The following is a 21334-nucleotide window of genomic DNA, read 5'->3' on the forward strand; positions in this document are numbered from 1 at the left end:
CTCAGGGCATTCGCCATTGACTGATCAGCGTAGTTTTCCACGTGTCACCCCATAGAGTGCCTTCGTGGTAGGTACGCAGCACATTAAACTGGCCGGTTTGCTGTTGAATATTCGCCAAATTATTGAGGTCAGTGTTATACATGCCGCTGAAATTGATCGTCCAAAAGCTCGACGTGACATTAATCACATCAGCCGGCTGAATTTGATGATTCATTTTAACGTCAATTTCCATGGTGCTGAGATACCAACGCGGGACGCTTTCCATACCATTTTTAGCGGTGATCTCATGGGTCGCCCATTTTCTGGCGGCTCCCTCTCTGGCTAATAGCACCCTTGATGGCGTGATCATCCAGTAATATTTCCAGTCATCTTTTACGCTATCGAGAATATCGCGACACAAGCGGCCACCAGAATTATAGGAAGTGGCAAAACGCGGTAAGTCGGAAAAGTCACCAATCACTTCAACATCAAGCCCAAAAGCCGCGGCGACATCTTTGAGCATTTCAATGGCTGGCGTATTCGCGCCCCAGGTTTTAAATATCGTGGTATTCCATGCCAGCCCAATCGTGCGGCAATATAACCGCAGGCAGGTATTTACCCCCTCTTTGACCACTTCGACATTGTGAATACGTCCGCTGAATATCGTGCCGATGTTGTCGCCATAACCAGCTTTTAATACCAGGTTGCCATAACGTTTTTCTTTATCGTCATAGCGCTGGATCAAGGCGCGGGTGCGCGCTGAAATGCCGTATAGGGTGATTCTGGCAGTAGCATCGACATTCTGCGGGGTATTATCGACAGCAAAACGGATCTCTAATGGCGGCTGATAGGTAAGTTCATCACCACTCACCGGGGTAATGGTCAGTAAGTAATTGCGGCCAAAATAGCTACTCATTAGCGGGGTACCATGTCAGGCGATTATTAATACCAAGATTGGCAATAGTCGGGGTCTCCCCGGCTAATATCAGCACGCCAATATCGGTATTAAGTCCCGCCAATAAATTAACGCCAATATGCAAAGCACGCCCCAAAACTACCGGCTCGCCCTGTTCATAAATATCGACGCAGAAATAATTAAAACGGGTGAGCCAGTGCAAACGAAAAACCAGATAGTGATTATTTAATTGCACCCGGAAACGCTGCACCGCGTAACCATTATTTAATGGGATAACTTTCATTACGTGGCCTCGACAAAAACTTCACCAAATGAGTATTCACGTTGTCCCTGAGTGGCGGCACTATCGCCATAGGGTAAGTTGTCATTGGTTTCAGCAACGGTGTCGTAAATAATATTGAGCTGCAACAGTTCAACCACAATCTCTAACCCGCCTTCATTCTCTTTTTTCAATTGGGTACGGGTATTGGTGATCAGGCAGTTTTTATAGGCGGCCCCACGGCTGGCCACTAATTCGAACGGCGTATGTGAGCGCTGCAATTCACGCAATTGTTCGAGTAAATTTTGCGATCGGGTTGAGCGAGATTGTGATCCTAAGCTGCCGGAATACAAACTGGTGCCAACCGAAGCAGCCACCCCAGCCAGCGCCGCCGCCCGACCAGAAAGCAAACTGGCCGCCATACCAGTAGTGATACTGGCACCGGCCCCCAACAGCCCGGCAATACTGCTATCTTGCTGGGCCAGTAGTTCACGAAACCAGTTATCCGACACACCGATAATCATGGTTAGCGCCAGCGCGCGGGTAACCGCGTTATCGTGTGCGGTATTCGCATCTTCCAATGGGAACTCACTCACATCAGTGCGCAACTCGCTCGACTCTTCCAGTAATGCATCAAAATAGAGGTTGCCTATCTTTGGTCGGTTACGGGTAAATAATCCGGTAATAGCCATCAGTAGTGCTCCGTATGCATCATGTCACGTGCTTGCTGGGCCAGTTGGGTTGTAGCCTGTAGCACTCCGTCACGGATGGATTCACTATCACCGCCCACGCTACCCACATGGATAATATTGTGTTGTTCCAGCCTGACATCGCCACGGGGCGCGGATGCAGCAACTGATGGCATGGGGGTAGTTTGGCGGTCGCTATAGCCTTGAATCTCTTCCCATGAACGTTTTGGCTGAGCGTAATTTGATGAAGGTAGTGAGGCCCACACACCGCCCAATCCGCTAGTCGCATCAGCAAAATTTCCGTTCGTCACATTTTCTAACTGACCGGCACGTTGAATAAGAAACAGCGCGGCGAGATCCTGACTACGTGGTGAAAAGTCGGTCAGATTAAGCGCTTTGGCGGCATTATCCCAAGAGCCGCTGGTGAACTGATAGCGCCCGGCAGCTGAGGTTTTATTTTTAGTGCCGTCCGTTTGGGTGAAATCTTTTAATTGCCGTGGGTGGTCACTGTTGTCATAGAATTGGTCGCCGCCAAACATCGTGTTATAGCCAGAATTGGCATAACTGGCAGTTCCCTCGGCTTTGGATAACACATCCAGGTACTGGCGAACATTGGGATCGTCTACAAGATCATTTAATGAGTTCTGCTGGTTTCTTGCATTGTTATTCTGATTCAGTAGTTTTAATCGCTCAAGCTCTGATAATTCAGCGCTATTTCCCTGAATCCCTCCATATTGTTTCCCTTCCCGCATTGCCTGAACTCGATCGTAAACCTCAACACCGGATGCAGTTGTTATATATGCACCCGCCATTCCTAGTGTTTTAGATAATAATCCACCACCACCTCCTCCTCCGCCACCTACTGGAGGTTTACCACCTCCTGGCAATATGCCGCCGACAAATTTTAATGCGCCAGCGGTACCGGCCAGACCGGCAGCAGTCAGAATCGCTTTTGAGACTTCGGGATTTTCTTTAATAAACTGATTAATACTTTCTAATAACGCATTGATAATTGGCAGTAAGTCACCACCCATTGAACGGGCCAGATTGTCAAAGTTAGTCGCCAGATCCGCCATCTCTTTATTAAACTCATTGGCTGAGTCAATAAGTTTGGGATCGAGCGGTTTATATAACTCTGCAAAATTTTTCAGTGAGGCATTAAGCCCCTTGCTGCCGCCTTCCAGTAAGCGGGTGAAGGGATCATTATCACCGCTGCCAATTCCACTGCGCAGATTTCGCCGCTGGTCATTATCCATTTTGCCGTAAGCATCTATAAGATACTTGAGCGAGTCCATACCGGTTTTATTGGCAAACTCTGTCGGGTTAAAGGCGCCATTCCAATAGGCTTTATCGCCTAACTCCCCTTGCCTGGCCCGTTGTTGCAGGTCAGGGATTTTTTGCACAATCTGATTAGCCGCATCCGGGCTGAGGCCAAGACTACGCATCGCGTAACGTAAGCCGTCAATCTGCTTGACGGTAAAATTGGTAATCTTACTCAGCCTGTCCATTTCTAATACTGAAGCAGATAAATCAGCAGTCAGGGCTTTTAAGCCAACACCGGTACCGGCTGCAGCGGCCAGTTGCAATATGCCGTCTTTAATTCCTTTAACGGCATCATTGGCGGTTTGAAAGCTCTTTGCATCTGTTTCCAGGCCAAGGGAAACCAATAGAGAATCAATTGTCTCTGACATGGAAACCTCATATTTTAGGTGTAAAAAAACCCGCACAATGGCGGGTCTAGTATGTACTTAAAATGTACTACTTTGGCAGTTAAAAACTGATCAATAATATTTAGATAAAATACTAGGCATGATTTTTTGTCTTTTTCATCATGTTTTCATCTACTGTAGGAATGAACTTATTATGCGTTTCAATTAGATATCTAGTAGCACTTTCTCTATTTGCCTCATAATTAAGTTGTTTTTGGAAGAAGTTCAATCTTGCCCTTGCCATATTAATAAGCTCAGACCAAGTATATATCCATACAGTAATGTTGCCTTTGTCATGTATAAGACCTCGCGCGCGACCATCCTGAGTTGCTTCTTCTACTGCAAATGCATCGAATTCATTTGATACTGCAATGAATGTCCAGCTTGTATTTGCTTTATCAAAGCGAGGATCTGTAGCAACAGTAAACGCATAACTTTTTATTTGTGCAATTACTGAAGAATCAATCTTTTTAGAAGAACGTTTTAGTTCTACCACAAGATGGTCAAGTTTCCCTTCACTTGGTTTTCGAGCCTTATTTAACATCAGGTCAACTCTTCCCGAAGAACCATCAGGCCTAAGTACTTTAGAATCATCACTACATCTGGTACCAAGTAGATCCAAATGTTTATTCAACACCTCATTTAAATTCTCTTCACTTCCTGTTAAATGAAAGTCTTCCCGGAATATCCATGCTTCTTTCTCAAGAATTTTATGAAGTTGATCTCTCTCTAAGAGTTTGTCTTTAGTTTCAGTATCAAAAAGTAGCTGTTCTAACCCCTTAATAAAATCTAAACGATTCGCGACTGCTTTAGATGCACTAATGATTGTAGATAGTGTGGTTTTTTCCAGTAGAGAAGCCAATTCATCTTGTTCTTGTTTTTTTAAGCCTAGAACTTCACTAATAATTTTTTGAACCGAATCAGGATTATCTTTAATTGCTTGTTTTAGCAGCTTAAATGTGAATTGTTTTGTCTTTTTGTCTGCTTTTTCAAATTTACTCAGATAGCTTTGTACATTAACAGCTAATATGTCGAATACTTTTCTTTCCGCATCTTCTACAGGATTAAATTGTAACTCATCATTATATGGGTAAATGTCTTCTCTTTTCCACTCTTCAACAATTCTACTTTTATCAATGAGAGTTTTTTGTAGGAAATGTTCTCTTGCTTTATCAATTATAATTTCAACAACATGCCTTGTGTTAATATCTAACTCAGTTGTTTCCAAAACACCGCCATCATTAAGTTCACTAAAATATGAGGACGATGCATAAATAGAAAAATCACAGTTAGGTGCTTTGACTCTTTGAGCTAATTTATATTCACCAAGAGAAAATCCATTTTCATCACAGAAATTAATGACTCTCTCAGCTTTTTTATGCCACTCTATTATAGATATCTTTAATTCCACCTTCTTTCCATTATCTAAAGAGACATCACCAAGATTATATTCTGTAATGTTTTTTTGTGCTAATGAAGGTGATATATCAATGTTATTGATAAATAATTTTTTCTTCGGATACTTTGTTAAAAAGAAACAGAATATTTTTGCCAAGTTTTCTTTTACATCAGGATTTAATAATACTGATGCTTCAGGAATGGGGTTTAAAATTGTAACTATCGTTCCTGATTGTCCTTTTGCGATAATAGGGACTGAAGGTAAAACCTGAGCTATAGAGTTAACATCCCCTTTAATAACATACTCAATAACATTAGAGTTGTTGTTAAACTTCGTTTGCCACTCGACTCGCTCACCAATTGCGTACGCTTTAAATCTCCCCCTCCCTTTCTCTCCATGCAAAATTTTATTACCGAGCTTTTTGGCCTGTTTCTTCCATGATCCCCCTAACCCACCAAAAAAATCTTTTAGCTTCGCTGGATCAATACCTGTACCAGCATCATGTACCTCAATACTTTCTAGAGCACCTAAGCCATTTTCTCTAGTGAATACTTTAACAATATCAGACGACGCATCAAAACCATTCCAGACAATCTCTGCTAATGCATTATAAGGGTTATCTTTAGATACCACTTGTAAGAAATCTGTTTTTGCTTCCACAGTTATGATGCTCATTATTATCCCTATGCATGCATAAATTTTTGTATAGCAACATAATATACGCATGCTCAAAGAATGGTTATCTGGAAATTTGAACAGTTACATTACAATACTGTATTTAAATGGGTCTTCCCCTGTTGTGGTGGCTGAGGGCATTATAGTGGCAGTCTTGATTTTCTGAGGAGCCTGCCATGGACGAAAAGTCCCTCTATGCACACATTCTCAACCTGTCCGCGCCGTGGCAGGTCAAATCAGTTTCTCTCGATGAAAATGCCGGTTCTGTGACAGTTACTGTCGGCATCGCTGAACATACTCAGTTAACCTGTCCGACCTGTGGTAAATCCTGCCCTATACATGACCATCGACACCGTAAATGGCGTCACCTCGATACTTGCCAGTTCACCACGCTGGTTGAAGCTGATGTCCCACGCATTGACTGCCCTGAACACGGTTGCCAGACACTGCCCGTCCCCTGGGCTGGACCCGGTAGCAGGTACACGTTGTTGTTCGAGTTTTTTGTCCTCTCATGGCTGAAAATCAGCACGGTAGATGCCGTCAGAAAGCAGCTTAAGCTGAGCTGGAATGCCGTAGACGGTATCATGGTGCGTGCCGTTAAACGGGGCCTGTCCCGGATAAAAAGGCCTTTATCGGCCCGCCACCTCTGCGTGGACGAAGTGGCCTTCAAAAAAGGCCATAAGTACGTCACCGTTATCTCTGACCGGCAAGGCCGGGCTCTGAAACTGACAGATGACCGCGGCGTTGAGAGCCTTGCTAGCTATCTGCGTAGCCTGAGCGATCACCAGTTGGATGAGATAAAAACGTTGTCGATGGACATGAACATGGCCTATATCAGCGCAGCCCGGATCCATCTTCCCAATGCCGTGGATAAAATCGCCTTCGACCACTTCCATGTGGCAAAAACGCTCTGCGGCGTTGTTGATAAAACACGAATGACGGAAATGAAACGCATCTCGTCGTTAGACAGGAAAGGGGCTCATCGCTCGCGTTATCTGTGGTTTTACGGTAAACAAAATCGACACGGAGGCAGGGCGGAACGGTTGGAAGTAGCACGTCTGGTATTACCCGAAACTAGCCAGTGTTGGGTAATGAAAGAACTTGCCCGCGACCTTTGGCACAGGCGTTATGACAGGCATAGCCGCAGGCTGTGGCAAGAATGGATGTTAATGGCAAAGAATAGCGGGATCCCTCTCATGGCAAGCGTTGCCCGCATGGTGGCAAAGCGTCTTTACGGGATCCTAAATGCAATGAAACACCGAGTATCGAACGGTAATGCGGAGTCTCTAAACAGCAAAATACGCCTGCTCAGGATCAAGTCACGAGGCTTTAGGAATAAAGAACGGTTCAAACTGGGTGTGCTGTTCCACTACGGAAAGCTGAACATGGCGTTCTGAGTCTCCCACCATGATCGGGGAAGACCCATTTAAATACAGTATATGCATGTGGGTTTACCTGCAAATAGATTCCATCTATCAAATAACCACACAAAAGGTAGATACCTTTAACCTATTGAGTAATTAACTATTCCTGCTTTTATTCGCAGCCTCCATAATCTCATCCAACACATCATGCATCAGTTGCACATCATCAATGGTGTAAGTGCCATCCAGCATATCTGACCACCTTGCCAGCGGCGGGCAGTGTTGCCCGGCACCGGCGCAAGGTCGCCATAAAAACCAGTCTACGCGGGAGGGTGCTGCGGATTGTTTTCCGCGTTTCTTCCCTCCTCTTTTTTGAGTTGCCAAAAAGGGCCGATGTTTTCCCGCAGTACCAGTCCCAGCAATACTAGATAATTATGGGCTTCATCTTGAAACAGGTTTTCCCCCACTGGGACGTTATCGGATTGGCGAACGATACTACCGCACTTAAAACACAGTTCTTTCAAGCGGTTTAAGCTCATTGTATCGACAGAAGCTAAACTGGCTGCCATACCCATTGCGGTGACATTGGGATTGATCGCCGGTAACAAACCAGACTTAGCGGCGATTTGCAGCATTTCGACCTGATCTCTGGCCGGTGATGTTGCCCCGCGAAAAAGGGTGTCACCGATCACGACTTCAATTTGACGCCCCATAATTAGGTTTCCTCTGAGTCAGCAAATTCAAAAATAAATTGTTCATCCGACACACCACTTTTCCCCGCGCGGGTGGCTGAGCCTCGGTTAGTCATGATACCGTCGAATCCAGCAAAGCGTTCATCGGTACCGGTTTGCGAAAAGGTAAAGGTGGCATCAATACCGGATTTCTCCACCGTTAATAACTGGCGTGCCTGCACCGAGCCGGGGATCAGGTTGATGGTCAATCGCTTGGCGCGGGTTTTATTGTCCAGCCGTACTGACGTGCCACCGATACCGCGTTTCAGCGCGGCACGAGGTTCTAAATCTTCAATGGTGATCGGTGGGTCGGTATCACCAAAATCATCAATCGGGATACCAAAGACGGTGAGGTTAGAGCCATCAGCGCCGTATCTGTGCATGGTCATAAGGGATTACTCCACGGTGGCATTGATTTCAGCGATATGACCGGCACGGCCTAAAATCACTAACAGGGTGGTTAACGGGTAAACGCGCTTTTTGCGTTGGTCTGAGGTCAGCGCAAGGACATCCTCAGGACGCGAACGAATGACAAAACCAAAATCAGCCACTTTCGTCACGCCATCGTCAGGATCAACATAAGAGCCGGTACCCAGCACCCCGTTATTGAAAAAGCGTTTGCAGGTAGTGGCAACCGTAGACAGCAATCCGTCATAGTCACGTGGTGTCAGTGCACGTTTGGTGCCGACATTAGCAATGTAGTTGTAGCCATCCACCTGAATATGGTTTTTCAACACATCCAAATTGACAACATCATCAATAAATTCGCCATAGGAAGACATCGATTTACTGTTGATCACCCGGCTGTTATCAATTTGCCCGGCCAGTTCAATTTTGGTGAAAAATACCGCGTTCTTGGCTTTTAAGGCATTGTAGGCACTGGTGGCCATATCATCGCCCATCACACCCGGTAACACCTGATACTCGCCGGTAATAGCAGTGTTTAACCCTGTTGGTCTGAATTTATGGAACGCCGCGGCCAATTGCACCATGGCATAGGCTTGGGTCGGGTCAGTAGTGACGGACTCAGCGGTTTTATAACCCGCAAACACATGGCGGTTACCTTTACTTTTGAGCAGTGACACCACATCCTCCACCTTGTTCTGGTCAGCAATATCGTTAGCGCTAAATGTCCACCAGACCGGATGACTATTGGCATCAGACCAATCGGCCAACTGGAGAATAATGTCATTGCTGGTTAAGTCGCTTGTTTTAAAGAAGTAGTGATAACGCCAAATGCGGTCAGTGGCGCTATTGACAGTTTCCAACAGCGAATTTTCAACATTCTTCATCCAGACGGTGATTTGTGGCGGTTTGGGAATTTGCGCAAAGTAGCGAGTCGCAATATGATAAATCGGGCTGTCAGTCTGGAAATCAGCACCGAGTTCTGGCAGCGATGCATAGTCGCGGAATGAGTCTGCATCAAACTTTGCCGCTTCTGCTAAGTCTGACGGATCAGCAAAGGTCAGCGCACTGGAAAAATCACCGTAGCCCAACCCTGCCGCCGTCAGAATAAGATTGACGGGGATAATATTATCAACCGGATAAGCCATAAGAGCAGTCTCTTTCTCTAATTTGAATGTCAAACCCTGCGGCACGTAATAGCGCGTAGGATGCGGTTTTCTCAATGAATAAATGGATGTCAGCCTGATAGCGCGGCTGAAGTCCGGCTTGTAACAGTCCGGTGAGATTTCGGAAATTGCTGGAGAAACGCCAGGCGATTTTGTGACGGAACAGATAATCACTGACGGGCATCAGAAAATTGGCATTGGCTAAATGCATAGCGGCAGTTGCCGCACCGCTATTGAGCAAATTCACCGACAGCAAAAACTCCATTGAGGTACAGGCTGTTTCTTGCAAATCTTGCCACTCCTCCCCCAGCGCCGGATCAGTTTCAGCAATCGCTGGGATAAATTCTCGCTTGCGCCGTGTTTGCCCATAGGCCCGAACAGGCACTGGGTTATAGGTGGCATATAAGCTATTACCTATCGGTGGGTTACGGCCTTGATCGGCTAATACAACACGGTCGAGGGGGACTGCAGCGGCGAGTGAAATAAGTTCCTGAAATACCGGATACATCTCTTCAATGGTTTCCATCAGCCCGCACCTCGATAACGTTCAACCAATGCACGGCAAAAGTTACGCCAAGGCCGGTTATCACAGGAAACAACTCGCCATTGTCGCATTGCCAGCCCATCACTGAATTCCAGCAAGTCGCTAAATTTCCCCTCGTCATCAGGCCAGAGATAATGCACACCATCGTTAATGTGCACCACTCGCAGATCCTGCGGGTTAGCCGTGCCGCCCATGCCGATCAACATTTGAATATCTTTCCATTTTGCTGATTGGACATTCACCTTCTGCAATTCGGTGACCTGCGGTTCTCCCTGCTGCCAAATACCTCCGAGGCCGCTATAGTCACCGGCAACCGGTCGAATTAACCGAATGCCGCCCTCGATAGGCGAATTAAAGGTGGCATCAATATGTCCGTGCATATCCAAGCCATTACCGAACATGATTAATCCTCCACGATATGAGTCAGTGCGCCTTTTAAATCACCATGCCTGATAAGCGGTGTTGCCGAGCCTTTAGCTGCTACAGTGGCATCAGCATTTTTGGGTTGAATACCGGCTTCGATCGCCTCCTGGCAATAACCCACCGCACGCGCACCAATCTGATCCAGCATTTGGAATGCCGTGATTTCGCCACGAGTGACCTGCGCCGTCAGCACACGAAAGGCTTTTTTGATGTTGTCCTGATTTTGTCGCAGTGGAACCCGCAGAAATGAGCGCTCTGGAATACGCCCGTCAGCGGAACCAAATTCCTGTACCGCACCAATCACCACAATAGGCGCACCATCTTCATACACTCCCGCCCCCTCAGGTAGCCCCACCAGCACTCGACGTTTTGCTGTGACTCGGTCATGGATCTGGCGCAATTTCTGCGCCAGTTTATTCCCACCCCGTACTTCGGCCCGCAGTTTCATACCATCATGCCTCCGGTACCGGCCCTGCGACGTAAACGCAAAAAATCCACGCCGTAGGTGGTCAGTGGTAAATCACCATTGATATTGAGATCATCAGCGGTCACCGTAGGAACGGCAAAAGAAGTCGATTCATCACCCACTGATTTTGATGAGATGGCATAAGCCGCCCCAACATCACCACTGATAGCCCTTTTGCGCATTACCAGCCGGTGGGCAGCAAAGGCAAACAGGCCACGTTTTTTGATTGATGCCGGACGGGCATGATATTTCAGCCAACGTTGGCCGGTTTCCGAGTCGCCCTCCTCCAATGCCTGAATAACTTCCCGCTCAGGCCACAAGGTGATATCGCTGAATTCCGGATAATACTCACGAAAATCAGCCACAATTTGTGCCGTAATATCCACATCGCCCCCTAAAGCAAAAACCCGTCACGCGGACGGGTCATCAATGTTATCGGTATCATCCGCTGAGGTTTCCGGCTCGGTAGTATCGCTCTGTACCAACTCGGCTTTTTTGCTATCAATCGCCTTTTGCAAGGTTGGTGCTTTGGCTGCCGAGGGGGCTTTTTTACCGAATAAGTTTTCATATTCATCGCGCACAGCGGTGATATCCAGCTCACTATCATCAATATGCCTATTAAGCGGCGCATCGAATTGTTCGGCGCGCATCATGCCTGCCTGAGTAAATAAGTGGCGAGTAAAGTTGCCATTCACCGCCGCTGAATGTCCAACAGCAATAGTGATGCGCTGGCCGGTTTCCTCATCGGTCACCGTCAGCGGTGATGTGTGCAAGTTAGTGAGTTCAAACATGATTAAACCCCATCGACATAGTGAGCGGCTTTAGGAATACGCCATTCCGTGCCACCGGTACGTAAAATGGCTGGCACTTTGAAATTAACGTTGTCTGGTGTAGCTGGATCTAAGAAACGTAACGGCATCACGTCATGGCCTTTCACCACCCGCATATCTTTTTTGTACACCATCAGACGATCTTTACCCGCCGCCCCAGCACCAGCCAGCAAGATATCATCGTCAAAATCCATATCTTTGAAGTTGGTCCGCAGGAATTCCAACAATGTGACGTTTGAGGCGTTATGGGTCGAGAGCAAGGTACGCATCAGTAATTGATGTTGTTCCGAGGGCAAAATGAAACCATTTGGTCGGTGAACCGTGACGGTGTTTTTTAGATATACCTGGTTATAGGCGGCACCAAAGAAATCAATGATCGGCTGGGTACCGTTGGTGGGGATATCGGCGACCAATTCGGCCAAGGTCGCCGGAGCCGCCTCAATGCCCACATTGGAGCTGGTATACAGCCCTTCCCCAATGTCATTGTGACCTAATAAGTAAATCTTATTCAGACCTTGCTCAACCACGTCACGTACCGCCTGACCACGTTCAGCATCAAGATTGACGTTATTGAGCATGGCAAAACCGATTTCCTCAATGGAATAGGTGTAACCCAATGCAGCAGTTTTGATCTCATGAAAGCCCTGATTCATGGCGATATCTACCGTCGGCACATCGGTCGAGTTCGGGCCAAATATCTGTAACTCACCACGGGCATCAATCGAGCGGAACGCCACCACTTTTACCCAGTCGGGCGCACTGTTATCCAGCGGCAGCAATGTGCTGTACTTAAACTGCGGATATTCCAGCCGGTAAATTTCAGATTCAATATGGGCGGCCTGTTGCACCAGAAAAGAGAGCGCCGATACTGGGCTGACGTCAAATACACTTCGTTTCATACATGTTTTCCTTTAATTTTACTCGCCGCTATCGGGCGCTGGGGTAGGAACGCCGGTTGACGCTAAAATGCCATCAACGCGAATTTCGCCCACTTCACCGGCCACTACATCATCAACCCAACGGACAAAATCCAACTCAACCCCAGCACTGCCTGCGGTTAACCGCCCCTGATTCACACCTGTCGCCGTAATCACAGTTACGGTGTCACCCGCACTGGCGCCATCAACGCACAAGGCAAACATCGGCCCACGGCGCAGTAACGACGCCACATGATCGACCTCATAACCCACTTCATAATCTGGCGGATTAGTGGGCACGCTGTTGCTGAATACCGCCATCGAACGCACGGTAAAACCGATAATCTGTGCGGCGGTAGTGGTCGGCGTGACAGGTGCACAAGAACGCGCGCCCACCCCACGGATCACTGCCCGACCAAATGACACCATTTTGGTTTCCACTCGACGTGAGACCACTTCACAGACATCCGTGGTTGAAATTTGGCCCTCGTAGGCTTTACCGCGCCATTTGGTGAATTCACTCTGAGCAATCGCCATTATTTATTCTCCGTTTGTTTGCCATAACGTTTGTCCAGCCAGCTTTGGCGCACACTGTCACGAGTCGTCTGTGCATCGCCGGTTTTGACTTTCTTCATATCGCGGCCCAAATTGATGATGGAGTCATTCACCTCGTTTTTATCAACCGGATCATCGTCATCCTCGTTTTCCCGCCGCTCTTCTTCGGCATCAAAATAAGCGGCCAGATAAGCATCCGGCGCTTTATCCCATGAGGGGTATTTGCGGCATTTGATCCCGGCACTATCCAGCGCGGCACGTTTGATTTTTAGCGGGTCTACCGCGTCACAGCTAAATTCTGTACCTGCAATTTTGATAGCAGAGTCACGCGCCGCCACCACATCGGCCAGCCGTTTCGAAATCGCATCCTCAGACGACTTTTCTTTTAATGCCGCGATTTCTTCATCTTTGGCATCGGCTTTGGCTTCGGCCTCCTCTTTTTTCTGTTCAGCTTCATCCTTGGCGGCTTCGGCTTTTTCCTGCCCTTCCTCTGCGTCGCTAACACGTTTTTTTAGCGCATCCATCGATGATTGGATCAGCTGCTGGGTCGCTTCGTCAGCCACCTCTACGCGCACGCCGGAATCCAGCACAACTTTATACATGGGGGTTACTCCCTTGGGTTTACGGTCAAATAACCGCGCCAGGTGCCCGGCTCTGGCCTGATCACACAGTGCGATATGGTTGATGGTGATGGTGTATTGAATAAATTCGTAGGCAGTACCGCAGGGCGCGATACCGGGGGCATAACGGTATTCAGAGGTGTAACCGGCAGACAATTCCTCTTTATTTTGGTTGATAGCATCAATGGCGTACTGATCTTTAATCAGCAGATCGACCACCACATAATCAGGGTCATCAATATCTTGTCGCCCCGGCGAAATGGCATGCCCTGCGGTAACCTGCTTAAAAGTTTGGGCATTCACCAAATCATCAGGGTGATCAATGGTGACGTCTTTATTGTCATAACTGGCTAGACTGACCGGATCAAACACCTCAGCCGGTGGCCGGTACACATTGACGATTTGACCGGGTGGCCTGTCTTTTAATCCCAGTTCGGAGGCGAGATATTGCTGCACACCGACGCGAGCAACCCGCCCGGGGACTTTTAAATAGCCCTCAGGGGTCATTTCTCGTTGGGAATTAATCGGAAAGGACACGCGGTCACGAACGGTGATCCGCATAATATATCCTGTTAGTAATCAAGCCCCTTGATTTGGGGAATGGCATGACAGCGACAGCCGATATGTGCTCTGCCGGGGAATAATCCGCTTTCGCCGTGATAAGTCGCACCCCGCGACCAAAGATAAATACCTGCGCCATAACCCACATCAGTGCGGGAAATTTCAAAGCATTTGATTTTGGCTCGCGGATACTTACCGGCGGGATTACCGGACACACGTACATCTTGCGAGGTAGACCAACGAAAACGGTTAATTCCCGCGCCTACCTGCCGAGTGTGAGTAATATCACTGCGGATTTTGGCGGTTTGGTCGCGGGAAATAAGATGCGCACGCTGATAGCTGGCTCCGGTCACTTGCTGGATATTTCTGACCATGGTGCTGAGCGAGTCACCGCGCATGATGCTATCCATCACTTCCCGCTGAATATCATCGAAATAATCTGAGGACAGTGATTTTATCAACGCGACATTACTTTCGACCGAGGCGTCGAAATAATCCACTAATGACTCATTGACCATTAGTGAGGTCATATCAATACCAATAGCGCGATTAATTTGTTCAACGAATACCGCAGAACTTTCAGATTCTGCCCGACTCGCCACTTGCTGGGCTAGTCGCTCAGCCTGACGGCCCATCACAGAACTATTAAATTTGTCGGCAGCCTGCCTGATTGACTCTTTGATGATATCGACCAGATAACTGTCGGCGGTGTAATTACGGCGTAGAACCGGTGTTAATACTTCATCTATCGACTGCGCCATCAACCGAACCATTTCACGTAACTGAGCACGATAATAACGTTCGGTTTCATCTGTCTGTTTAACTGGCCTGAATTGTGCCCTCCGGCGCGTCGGCTGGTTTTTTATCATCGCCTGGAGTGTTGCCAAGCCGGAATTGATAATCACCTTGCCGTTCGGCTGATTCGTCATCTTCAAGTCGGGTGATGTCATCTTCTTGAATACCATAAACCCCTTGCTCCATCAGCTTACGGGCCACCTGCGACGGCAATACTACTTTTTGCTGAAGGCGAATATCATCGGCCTGCGCATCTGCCAGTCGTTGGGCAGAAATCTCGCTATCGGTCGGTTGCGACAGTGGCGCAAAGGTAAAATCCAACCCATCGGGCATGGTACCCAGCGTCGAACGCACCAGCACCTCATCCAGTTTTTTCAAAAATGGGCGGTATTTCGCTTCCTGATCCCCCTTGATGGTGCTGAAATAATTGTTCTGGTCGCCTTGCCCGGAATCCCCTAATCCTTTGGCTTGCACGCCGAATATGCGTGTCATCGGAATACCGGATGCGCCCGCCGTCCACTCCATTAGTACCGCCAACACTTCTCCCAAGCCGCCGAATGAGATTTGCTTGCGATCAAAGCTCTCTTTGGAATCCAGCAGCGCCAGCCGAAATAGCGATTTCATCATGCCAAAAGTGTTGTAGCGTTTGGCTATGGCTTCATCCATATCGCCAGATGCTAAGTCAGTGGCTAAATTTTCTTTGCTGATGATGTCGATATTGGCTTCCAGAATTAGCGAAGAAATCCCCCCTTTGGCGGCGACGGCATCTTTCACATCCTCAAGACAGCGCCTCAAACGGCTATCATCCCAACCACCGTTAATCATACGTAACCGCATCGGCAAGGCAGCACCGGGCGCACGCACAAAATGGCTGAAATGGATCTTCTGCTGACCGCCGTTTACCAGGTAGTAATCCGGCTGCATAAAGTTCTCAGCCAGTGGGTTAGAAACGTTGTATTGCTGCCCATTGATCAGCATGCGGTCCAGTACCAGCAAGCGCTTAAGTGAGCCTTTTTTAATATTCTTTAATTCCAATTCATGAGACAGGTCTTGGTCGGTCAGCATCAATACCCCCGCCCCGCCATACAATCCGGCCCATTTAAAGGACTCTTGGGTGACCCCTTGAATATTGAACTGGTTTTCAGCATTGCGTAGTGCGGTAGCATCATCTGACGGAAATGAGCGCCATTCGCGAGTGGCATCATCAACCGGAATATCAATAATCGAACGGGCAATCCAGTTTTCGGTATAAGCCGCCTCCAACTCGGCAAAATCTTGCATCGCGCCATACACAAAGCGGCTATACATACGCCGGTCACGGTCGGTACCCATGCCAGTCATCACATTCGACAAACCATCAGCAGTCAGGCGAATGCGGGGTTTACCGCCAAAATCCAGTTTTTCACTCATCGTTAAACCCACTTGTCATAACTGATGCTGCCACCAGCAATTAATTCGATTTCTATCGAATCCATAATTGTGTCGAGGATGTCATCGTTTTTATGGCTGTCATCCGCTGAGAAATCAGCGCATTCCGTCAGTGCAGGCATGATCCAATCAGTCGAGGCGGCCACTGCACCATCCCAGTAATAAACCTGCGGGATTTTTTGGCCGTCGTCGGTCATCAGTGCCGGAAGATAGACACAGCCAGTTTTCATTTGCGGAATGGTATTCAGGCAGCGGATCAGCTTGTTTTGGCCCGAACCGCGGGGAATAGTTAAAATGGGAATACTTTTACGTTTTACCAGTGTAGTAATCAGACCTTGTCCGGCTTGCTTATCCTCAATTCCCATATGGCGTAATGGCGCAGGGCGTTTCGGATTATAGGGTCGCCACTTTTCCCATAAGTCTTGTGCGGTGGTCAGCAAGTCCTCTGGGTCCCACCGCCCACGTACGCTGTCGATAATATAGAGATTGCCATCAACCCCCATCCCCACCAGCGTAAAGACGGTGTAGTCATTGTAATCTTCAATTTTGCCAGAATTGGTATCGACATAAACGGCGCGATGAGTCAGCGGGGGTAAATGGGTGTAGCGTTTAAACCAGTCGGTATCAATTAATCCGCCAGTCAATGCGCGTGGGCGCTGCATATATTGCGACATGAAAGTGTATTCGTCGCTTTCCCACAACCGCAGCAAATCACCGACATATTCGTTTACTGGCCAGTAAGACCAATAACGCACCCCGCCGACCACCACGCTTTCACTATTTTTAACCGAAAACCAACACTGCGAGCGCCACGGTTCCGGCAATGCATCTATATATTCTTCACTGACCAGCGCCGGAATAGTGATGTGGTGAAAATCCACCCCCATCTTGCCGGACAGCATAAATCCGGTGGCGTCGTCGGTATGAAGCCGCTGCTGGATAGAAACGAACGGTGTGGGATGCTCTTTACTCTTATCACCGCGCCGTGAGCGGATGGTGTTCACCAAGATACGGTTAGCGCTGGCCCGTTTGGTGGCCGAAAACATATCTTCGGGTTTATTGTAATCATCCAGCCCAACAAAGCCGGAAAAATCAGGGCCGGGGAACCCCGCACGACCACCGGTTAATTGCCCACCGCTGGAGCGAGAAACCGTCTGCCCTACCATTCGGCCCCGACTATTAACAATTTCCCACTCTTCCGCCTGATTAATACCAAAGCGGCAAGGCCACAGTGATTGATACTCAGGGCTGGCGATAATATCGCGGGTGCGGCGGCTATTGCGTTTTACCAGTGTGTCAGCAAACGACACATTGAGATTTCGAAAGCGCCGTAACTGGCCAGTCTGTACCAACATATTGATATAGGCTGGCAGATGAACCGAAATAAACTCGGTTTTAGTGCCACCTGGCGGCACGTTCACAATCAGGTTGCGCGGTTGCAGTCGGTTATTGACCAAATCATCCAGCTTTGCGGCCATCATTTTATGATGCCAGTTCACCAGTAACCGGTCACTTTGCAGCAGCTCAAACCAAATGCGAGTGAAATTAAGAAAAGATTTTTCCGATCGGGATTTCAGGGCGACACGCGACGGGAAATCCAGATTTTCCCATTCGAGAATATCGCTCATGTGGTGATCCTGCTATCGCGCCATGTTTGGGTGATTTATCGCCATTATTCCCCTTGCACTTTTTGCCTGATAGGGACAAAATGACGTTTGTGATTACATATGTCATTACGTGAGTGAGGTTCAAATATGGGTAACATTAATATTCGCATTGATGATGACTTAAAAGATCGTTCTTATGCGGTACTGGAAAAACTGGGCGTCACCCCCTCTGATTTGCTGCGCCAGACACTGGAATACGTGGCACAAAGTGGCAAACTGCCCTTTAAATCCGTGTTGCTGACCGATGAAGATCAAGCACTGGTCGCCATAGTCAGAGAACGTTTAGCCAATCCACAACCGGTCAGGGTGTCACTGGATGACTTATAATCTTGATTTTGATCGCCGGGCGCTGAAGGAATGGCATAAGCTCGGCGATACTGTACGTCAGCAATTTAAGAAAAAGTTGCTCGAAGTGATTAAAAATCCACGCGTTGAAGCCAATAAACTGCGCGACTTACCTGATTGCTACAAAATAAAACTACGCAGCGCCGGATACCGCCTGATTTATCAGGTGCAAGACGAAAAAATCACGGTTTTTGTGGTTGCCGTGGGTAAACGGGATCGTGAAGAAGCCTACAGTGAAGCTGGCAAGCGCGTTTGATTGTCAGTATTCAATCCAACCCCGGCAATTTACCCTCTAACATCTGCTGCGCTTTCACATAATCTTCTGGCGTGTAATTCACCTGGTTAATGGCACCACCATCAGGGCCACTTATCTCGGTTTTATTTTTCAGCATACCCAAATGCTGGCCCACCATTTTCAATGCCTCATCCTGATTACGGGTAATCACCTCTAAACCAAACTTGCCCTGCTTAACTCCGGCATAAAGGCGGCGTGCCGAAATCGATAAATCCCGCGAATCATGAAAATGCGCCCTGCCTTGCCCCTCACCATTGCAACGTGGGCAATCTGGATTGGGATCGAGCGTACTGTCAAAACCGTAACCGCCATCATCCAATGGCGCAGGTTTTCCGTTATTGGTTCTTTTCTCTGACTCTTCCTGATATTCCTGCTCGTTAATCCACTGGTATTTATTTTCAATCCCCCAGCAGTGACGACAACATAAACGACGAAACTCTGAAATTTCGTTAGCGTTGGCCGTGGCAATATCCCACCACCAATTTAAAACAGCGTCTTGCGTGATGTGCGTCCGTTGTTCTCTGGCTTCCATAGCATCGCGTATGGCTTTGTTTACCGATACATGGCGATACAACCGACGAGCAGCGGCAGCACCAGTTAATCCCTCGCATTTATATCCGGCCCGTTTATAAGCAGCGGTCTTATCCAAATCAATTAAATACTCACTGACAAATTTCGCCTGCATATCGTTAAGCCCATATCTACTGGCGATAGAGCAACTTTCTTCAACTTGATTTTCAATTGGTGGGCAATTTGAATTGATTTGATTTTCAATTGGTGAAATTGATTTTTTAGCTTTGGTTCGCAGGTTCGCGTTTTGGTTCGCACCAGAGTTATGCGAACTTGTAGTGCGAACTTTTTCGGGCTTAACCCATTTTCCTGATTTAGCCCTTTTCCGTATTGCTGTATCACTGACACCGTACTTTTCAGCTAATGACCGAATTGAAAGTTGTCCGGCACAGTATTCGCGCTTTATCGCCTCCCAATCCGGCTTTTTCATTTTTTACTCACATTTTGGTCTTAAATGCTCCAGCAAGAAAATCATGGCTCGCGTGTCGCCTTTCTTGGCTTTGATAAACAGAGAATTGGATATATCCGCTATCCCTTTAGCTTTTCCCCGGCGAACGGCCAGCCGGTAAAGTGAGATTGCTGATTTATCTCTCCTTAAATTATCAATGTCGATTTCCAGTGTGTCGGCTATCTGCTGCTCCGTTAATCCACGCCCTGCCAATGCCTCGACTTTATCGAGCGTCGGCTTATCCATCATCAGGCCCTCTTGGGATAGGGTTTATGACGTGATATCAGGATTTTTTTCATTTTCTTGTCGAGAGGCATCAGGTATTTATGCTTTCCTGATGTTTTAAACTCTTGGGCGTTGGGATCTAAATGCTGGCGAATTGATTCAAGATTTTGTTTTACCCCCTTGGCAGAAACACTGCGCGGATGGGTTTTCCTACCTTTGATGATAAATGCACCCACCGTTCCGACACCGAATAGCCCCTCATATATCCAATTGGTAGCCTGATAAATTCCGCCATGATGATTTTGGTCTTTATCTGCATAGGAGACGATTAGCCGCAGACCAGGGCAAACATCAGCAAGAAATTTAATCGCTTTAGCCAATATCTGACTAACTGGGGATATATGCTGACGTAACGCTACGCGGGTAAGTTCGCAAACTTGATCCTGCTGTAAACTGTATGGCTGCCCGATATGGTTATTAGCGCCGCGGCTAAAAATAACGACACCAATAAATTTCCCATCTTCCCACGCACCCACTTTTACCAATTTTCCGACTGGTACCGCTTTGGCATAATGCCAGTTGAGGCAGGCAAAGCTGGCAGCCTGATGAGTCGCCCAATCCACCGTGAGTGTTGTCATAGAACACCCCCACAGTGTGGGCAGAGCTTGGCGTCAAGATGATCTAGCTTTCCCTGATCGTTTTCGTTACCAGGCAGAAAATCGACATTCAACATTTGATCGATTTCTTCTGACGAAAATCCAGTAAGAGACAAATCAAAATTTTCTGCCAATAAATCCCCCAGCTCCAAGGTTAAGAGATCCTGATCCCATCCGGCATTCAGTGGTAATTTATTATCAGCAATCCGATAGGCTTTTTTCTGTGACTCCGACAAACCAGATAATGTGATTGTAGGAACTTGCGCAATACCCAACTGTTCCGCTGCCAATAAACGACCATGACCCGCGATTACCTCTCCCCGTTCATCAATAAGAATTGGGTTTGTCCAACCGAACTGTTTAATACTCGCTGCAACTTCATCTACCTGCTCTGCTGAGTGGGTTCTGGCATTTTTTGCGTAAACAATCAACGAACTGAGTGATTTATAGACTATCTCTAATTTATTCTGATTTTTTACTATGGTCATTTTGCATGTTCCAACTATTATGACCCTGCTCTCGAGAGCAAGTGGGCCTTGGTTCGTACTCATGACCTGTACTGTGGGTATGAATGGCCGTTAGTAGCTCCAACTACTCGCGGTCGCCCACCTTCCTAAATAAAAAAACCACCAGCAACCATGCTCAGGGTGAGCGGAAGGTGTTACTGATGGCTTTGCTTGCGCATTACATAACAGCC

Annotated in this window: 26 protein-coding genes; 3 read left to right on the top strand and 23 right to left on the bottom strand. The window is 47.6% G+C overall.

Annotated features, from left to right (window positions below; all coding sequences use genetic code 11):
- Nucleotide 1 precedes the first annotated feature (1 nt).
- The 5 genes from FFE93_RS11535 to FFE93_RS11555 all read right to left on the bottom strand — a co-directional run bounded on the left by FFE93_RS11535 (nt 2) and on the right by FFE93_RS11555 (nt 5626).
- On the bottom strand, nt 2-895 hold the full coding sequence (locus tag FFE93_RS11535; RefSeq protein WP_050535631.1) for a baseplate hub protein: 894 nt from the start codon (nt 893-895) through the stop codon (nt 2-4).
- Entirely contained in the window at nt 888-1178 is a 291-nt protein-coding gene (locus tag FFE93_RS11540; protein WP_138775147.1) for a phage baseplate plug protein, read from the bottom strand. Before FFE93_RS11540 ends, FFE93_RS11535 begins: the two co-directional genes overlap by 8 nt.
- Complete coding sequence (locus FFE93_RS11545) at nt 1178-1846, bottom strand: phage baseplate protein (protein ID WP_019079697.1); 669 nt, start codon at nt 1844-1846, stop codon at nt 1178-1180. The genes FFE93_RS11540 and FFE93_RS11545 overlap by 1 nt, the downstream gene beginning before the upstream one ends.
- Nucleotides 1846-3534, bottom strand: coding sequence for a glycoside hydrolase family 104 protein (locus FFE93_RS11550; RefSeq protein WP_138775148.1), 1689 nt, complete (start codon nt 3532-3534; stop codon nt 1846-1848). Before FFE93_RS11550 ends, FFE93_RS11545 begins: the two co-directional genes overlap by 1 nt.
- Nucleotides 3535-3646: 112 nt before the next feature.
- The gene (locus FFE93_RS11555) at nt 3647-5626 is read right to left on the bottom strand and encodes an ATP-binding protein (RefSeq protein WP_186367649.1); all 1980 of its coding nucleotides are present in this window, start codon (nt 5624-5626) and stop codon (nt 3647-3649) included.
- Nucleotides 5627-5802: 176 nt separating this feature from the next.
- Here FFE93_RS11555 and FFE93_RS11560 point away from each other — a divergent pair, with 176 nt between their 5' ends.
- Nucleotides 5803-7023: an ISL3 family transposase gene (locus FFE93_RS11560; RefSeq protein ID WP_138775004.1), complete on the top strand. Its 1221-nt coding sequence runs from the start codon at nt 5803-5805 to the stop codon at nt 7021-7023.
- A 287-nt stretch (nt 7024-7310) separates the two neighbouring features.
- Here FFE93_RS11560 and FFE93_RS11565 read toward each other — a convergent pair whose 3' ends face one another.
- The 14 genes from FFE93_RS11565 to terL are packed head-to-tail and all read right to left on the bottom strand — an operon-like array spanning nt 7311 to nt 18059.
- Complete coding sequence (locus tag FFE93_RS11565; RefSeq protein ID WP_138775151.1) at nt 7311-7703, bottom strand: hypothetical protein; 393 nt, start codon at nt 7701-7703, stop codon at nt 7311-7313.
- 2 nt (nt 7704-7705) lie between these two features.
- Nucleotides 7706-8110, bottom strand: coding sequence for a hypothetical protein (locus FFE93_RS11570; protein ID WP_138775152.1), 405 nt, complete (start codon nt 8108-8110; stop codon nt 7706-7708).
- A 6-nt stretch (nt 8111-8116) separates the two neighbouring features.
- A complete protein-coding gene (locus FFE93_RS11575) occupies nt 8117-9274 on the bottom strand; it encodes a DUF3383 family protein (RefSeq protein ID WP_138775153.1) in 1158 nt (385 codons plus the stop codon).
- The gene (locus FFE93_RS11580) at nt 9258-9818 is read right to left on the bottom strand and encodes an LIC_12616 family protein (RefSeq protein ID WP_138775154.1); all 561 of its coding nucleotides are present in this window, start codon (nt 9816-9818) and stop codon (nt 9258-9260) included. Before FFE93_RS11580 ends, FFE93_RS11575 begins: the two co-directional genes overlap by 17 nt.
- On the bottom strand, nt 9818-10237 hold the full coding sequence (locus FFE93_RS11585) for a hypothetical protein (RefSeq protein WP_138775155.1): 420 nt from the start codon (nt 10235-10237) through the stop codon (nt 9818-9820). Before FFE93_RS11585 ends, FFE93_RS11580 begins: the two co-directional genes overlap by 1 nt.
- Nucleotides 10238-10239: 2 nt before the next feature.
- Nucleotides 10240-10707, bottom strand: coding sequence for a hypothetical protein (locus FFE93_RS11590; RefSeq protein ID WP_138775156.1), 468 nt, complete (start codon nt 10705-10707; stop codon nt 10240-10242).
- Nucleotides 10704-11111, bottom strand: a complete 408-nt coding sequence (locus FFE93_RS11595; protein ID WP_138775157.1) for a DUF4054 domain-containing protein — start codon at nt 11109-11111, stop codon at nt 10704-10706. Before FFE93_RS11595 ends, FFE93_RS11590 begins: the two co-directional genes overlap by 4 nt.
- A 24-nt stretch (nt 11112-11135) precedes the next feature.
- Nucleotides 11136-11516 carry a hypothetical protein gene (locus FFE93_RS11600; protein WP_138775158.1) on the bottom strand — a complete coding sequence of 127 codons (381 nt, stop codon included), beginning with the start codon at nt 11514-11516 and terminating at the stop codon, nt 11136-11138.
- 2 nt (nt 11517-11518) lie between these two features.
- Entirely contained in the window at nt 11519-12454 is a 936-nt protein-coding gene (locus tag FFE93_RS11605; RefSeq protein ID WP_138775159.1) for a DUF2184 domain-containing protein, read from the bottom strand.
- An 18-nt stretch (nt 12455-12472) separates the two neighbouring features.
- On the bottom strand, nt 12473-13009 hold the full coding sequence (locus FFE93_RS11610) for a hypothetical protein (protein ID WP_138775160.1): 537 nt from the start codon (nt 13007-13009) through the stop codon (nt 12473-12475).
- Complete coding sequence (locus tag FFE93_RS11615) at nt 13009-14208, bottom strand: DUF2213 domain-containing protein (protein ID WP_138775161.1); 1200 nt, start codon at nt 14206-14208, stop codon at nt 13009-13011. The genes FFE93_RS11610 and FFE93_RS11615 overlap by 1 nt, the downstream gene beginning before the upstream one ends.
- 11 nt (nt 14209-14219) lie before the next feature.
- A complete protein-coding gene (locus FFE93_RS11620) occupies nt 14220-15137 on the bottom strand; it encodes a phage minor head protein (protein ID WP_261368995.1) in 918 nt (305 codons plus the stop codon).
- Nucleotides 15028-16413 (bottom strand): DUF1073 domain-containing protein, encoded by a 1386-nt coding sequence (locus FFE93_RS11625; protein ID WP_138775162.1) that lies wholly within the window; start codon nt 16411-16413, stop codon nt 15028-15030. Before FFE93_RS11625 ends, FFE93_RS11620 begins: the two co-directional genes overlap by 110 nt.
- Before the next feature lie 2 nt (nt 16414-16415).
- A complete protein-coding gene (terL, locus tag FFE93_RS11630) occupies nt 16416-18059 on the bottom strand; it encodes a phage terminase large subunit (RefSeq protein WP_138775163.1) in 1644 nt (547 codons plus the stop codon).
- Nucleotides 18060-18185: 126 nt separating this feature from the next.
- Between terL and FFE93_RS11635 the strand changes: the two genes are divergently transcribed.
- A complete protein-coding gene (locus tag FFE93_RS11635; protein WP_054872663.1) occupies nt 18186-18425 on the top strand; it encodes a type II toxin-antitoxin system RelB/DinJ family antitoxin in 240 nt (79 codons plus the stop codon).
- Nucleotides 18415-18699: a type II toxin-antitoxin system RelE family toxin gene (locus FFE93_RS11640; RefSeq protein ID WP_012105238.1), complete on the top strand. Its 285-nt coding sequence runs from the start codon at nt 18415-18417 to the stop codon at nt 18697-18699. The genes FFE93_RS11635 and FFE93_RS11640 overlap by 11 nt, the downstream gene beginning before the upstream one ends.
- 10 nt (nt 18700-18709) lie before the next feature.
- Here FFE93_RS11640 and FFE93_RS11645 read toward each other — a convergent pair whose 3' ends face one another.
- Genes FFE93_RS11645 through FFE93_RS11660 form a run of 4 tightly spaced genes read right to left on the bottom strand, consistent with a single transcriptional unit; the run spans nt 18710 to nt 21125 of the window.
- The gene (locus tag FFE93_RS11645) at nt 18710-19738 is read right to left on the bottom strand and encodes a terminase small subunit (protein WP_054872664.1); all 1029 of its coding nucleotides are present in this window, start codon (nt 19736-19738) and stop codon (nt 18710-18712) included.
- Nucleotides 19739-19741: 3 nt separating this feature from the next.
- Nucleotides 19742-20005 carry a hypothetical protein gene (locus FFE93_RS11650; protein ID WP_261368996.1) on the bottom strand — a complete coding sequence of 88 codons (264 nt, stop codon included), beginning with the start codon at nt 20003-20005 and terminating at the stop codon, nt 19742-19744.
- Complete coding sequence (locus FFE93_RS11655) at nt 20005-20619, bottom strand: protein Mom (protein WP_138775164.1); 615 nt, start codon at nt 20617-20619, stop codon at nt 20005-20007. Before FFE93_RS11655 ends, FFE93_RS11650 begins: the two co-directional genes overlap by 1 nt.
- Nucleotides 20616-21125 (bottom strand): ParB/Srx family N-terminal domain-containing protein, encoded by a 510-nt coding sequence (locus FFE93_RS11660; RefSeq protein ID WP_138775165.1) that lies wholly within the window; start codon nt 21123-21125, stop codon nt 20616-20618. The genes FFE93_RS11655 and FFE93_RS11660 overlap by 4 nt, the downstream gene beginning before the upstream one ends.
- Nucleotides 21126-21334: the final 209 nt, after the last annotated feature.

The sequence above is a fragment of the Yersinia sp. KBS0713 genome, assembly GCF_005937895.2.
GTDB classification, from domain to species: Bacteria; Pseudomonadota; Gammaproteobacteria; order Enterobacterales; family Enterobacteriaceae; genus Yersinia; species Yersinia bercovieri.

Excerpts from the sequence above, each read along its gene's own strand:
- FFE93_RS11635 (WP_054872663.1), top strand. The coding sequence starts at position 18,186 with ATGGGTAACATTAATATTCGCATTGATGATGACTTAAAAGATCGTTCT.
- FFE93_RS11565 (WP_138775151.1), bottom strand. The coding sequence starts at position 7,703 with ATGGGGCGTCAAATTGAAGTCGTGATCGGTGACACCCTTTTTCGCGGG.
- FFE93_RS11620 (WP_261368995.1), bottom strand. The coding sequence starts at position 15,137 with ATGACGAATCAGCCGAACGGCAAGGTGATTATCAATTCCGGCTTGGCA.
- FFE93_RS11535 (WP_050535631.1), bottom strand. The coding sequence starts at position 895 with ATGAGTAGCTATTTTGGCCGCAATTACTTACTGACCATTACCCCGGTG.
- terL (WP_138775163.1), bottom strand. The coding sequence starts at position 18,059 with ATGAGCGATATTCTCGAATGGGAAAATCTGGATTTCCCGTCGCGTGTC.
- FFE93_RS11580 (WP_138775154.1), bottom strand. The coding sequence starts at position 9,818 with ATGGAAACCATTGAAGAGATGTATCCGGTATTTCAGGAACTTATTTCA.
- FFE93_RS11615 (WP_138775161.1), bottom strand. The coding sequence starts at position 14,208 with ATGCGGATCACCGTTCGTGACCGCGTGTCCTTTCCGATTAATTCCCAA.
- FFE93_RS11560 (WP_138775004.1), top strand. The coding sequence starts at position 5,803 with ATGGACGAAAAGTCCCTCTATGCACACATTCTCAACCTGTCCGCGCCG.
- FFE93_RS11570 (WP_138775152.1), bottom strand. The coding sequence starts at position 8,110 with ATGACCATGCACAGATACGGCGCTGATGGCTCTAACCTCACCGTCTTT.
- FFE93_RS11640 (WP_012105238.1), top strand. The coding sequence starts at position 18,415 with ATGACTTATAATCTTGATTTTGATCGCCGGGCGCTGAAGGAATGGCAT.
- FFE93_RS11645 (WP_054872664.1), bottom strand. The coding sequence starts at position 19,738 with ATGAAAAAGCCGGATTGGGAGGCGATAAAGCGCGAATACTGTGCCGGA.
- FFE93_RS11605 (WP_138775159.1), bottom strand. The coding sequence starts at position 12,454 with ATGAAACGAAGTGTATTTGACGTCAGCCCAGTATCGGCGCTCTCTTTT.
- FFE93_RS11585 (WP_138775155.1), bottom strand. The coding sequence starts at position 10,237 with ATGTTCGGTAATGGCTTGGATATGCACGGACATATTGATGCCACCTTT.
- FFE93_RS11600 (WP_138775158.1), bottom strand. The coding sequence starts at position 11,516 with ATGTTTGAACTCACTAACTTGCACACATCACCGCTGACGGTGACCGAT.
- FFE93_RS11555 (WP_186367649.1), bottom strand. The coding sequence starts at position 5,626 with ATGAGCATCATAACTGTGGAAGCAAAAACAGATTTCTTACAAGTGGTA.
- FFE93_RS11540 (WP_138775147.1), bottom strand. The coding sequence starts at position 1,178 with ATGAAAGTTATCCCATTAAATAATGGTTACGCGGTGCAGCGTTTCCGG.
- FFE93_RS11550 (WP_138775148.1), bottom strand. The coding sequence starts at position 3,534 with ATGTCAGAGACAATTGATTCTCTATTGGTTTCCCTTGGCCTGGAAACA.
- FFE93_RS11625 (WP_138775162.1), bottom strand. The coding sequence starts at position 16,413 with ATGAGTGAAAAACTGGATTTTGGCGGTAAACCCCGCATTCGCCTGACT.
- FFE93_RS11655 (WP_138775164.1), bottom strand. The coding sequence starts at position 20,619 with ATGACAACACTCACGGTGGATTGGGCGACTCATCAGGCTGCCAGCTTT.
- FFE93_RS11545 (WP_019079697.1), bottom strand. The coding sequence starts at position 1,846 with ATGGCTATTACCGGATTATTTACCCGTAACCGACCAAAGATAGGCAAC.
- FFE93_RS11650 (WP_261368996.1), bottom strand. The coding sequence starts at position 20,005 with ATGATGGATAAGCCGACGCTCGATAAAGTCGAGGCATTGGCAGGGCGT.
- FFE93_RS11610 (WP_138775160.1), bottom strand. The coding sequence starts at position 13,009 with ATGGCGATTGCTCAGAGTGAATTCACCAAATGGCGCGGTAAAGCCTAC.
- FFE93_RS11575 (WP_138775153.1), bottom strand. The coding sequence starts at position 9,274 with ATGGCTTATCCGGTTGATAATATTATCCCCGTCAATCTTATTCTGACG.
- FFE93_RS11590 (WP_138775156.1), bottom strand. The coding sequence starts at position 10,707 with ATGAAACTGCGGGCCGAAGTACGGGGTGGGAATAAACTGGCGCAGAAA.
- FFE93_RS11660 (WP_138775165.1), bottom strand. The coding sequence starts at position 21,125 with ATGACCATAGTAAAAAATCAGAATAAATTAGAGATAGTCTATAAATCA.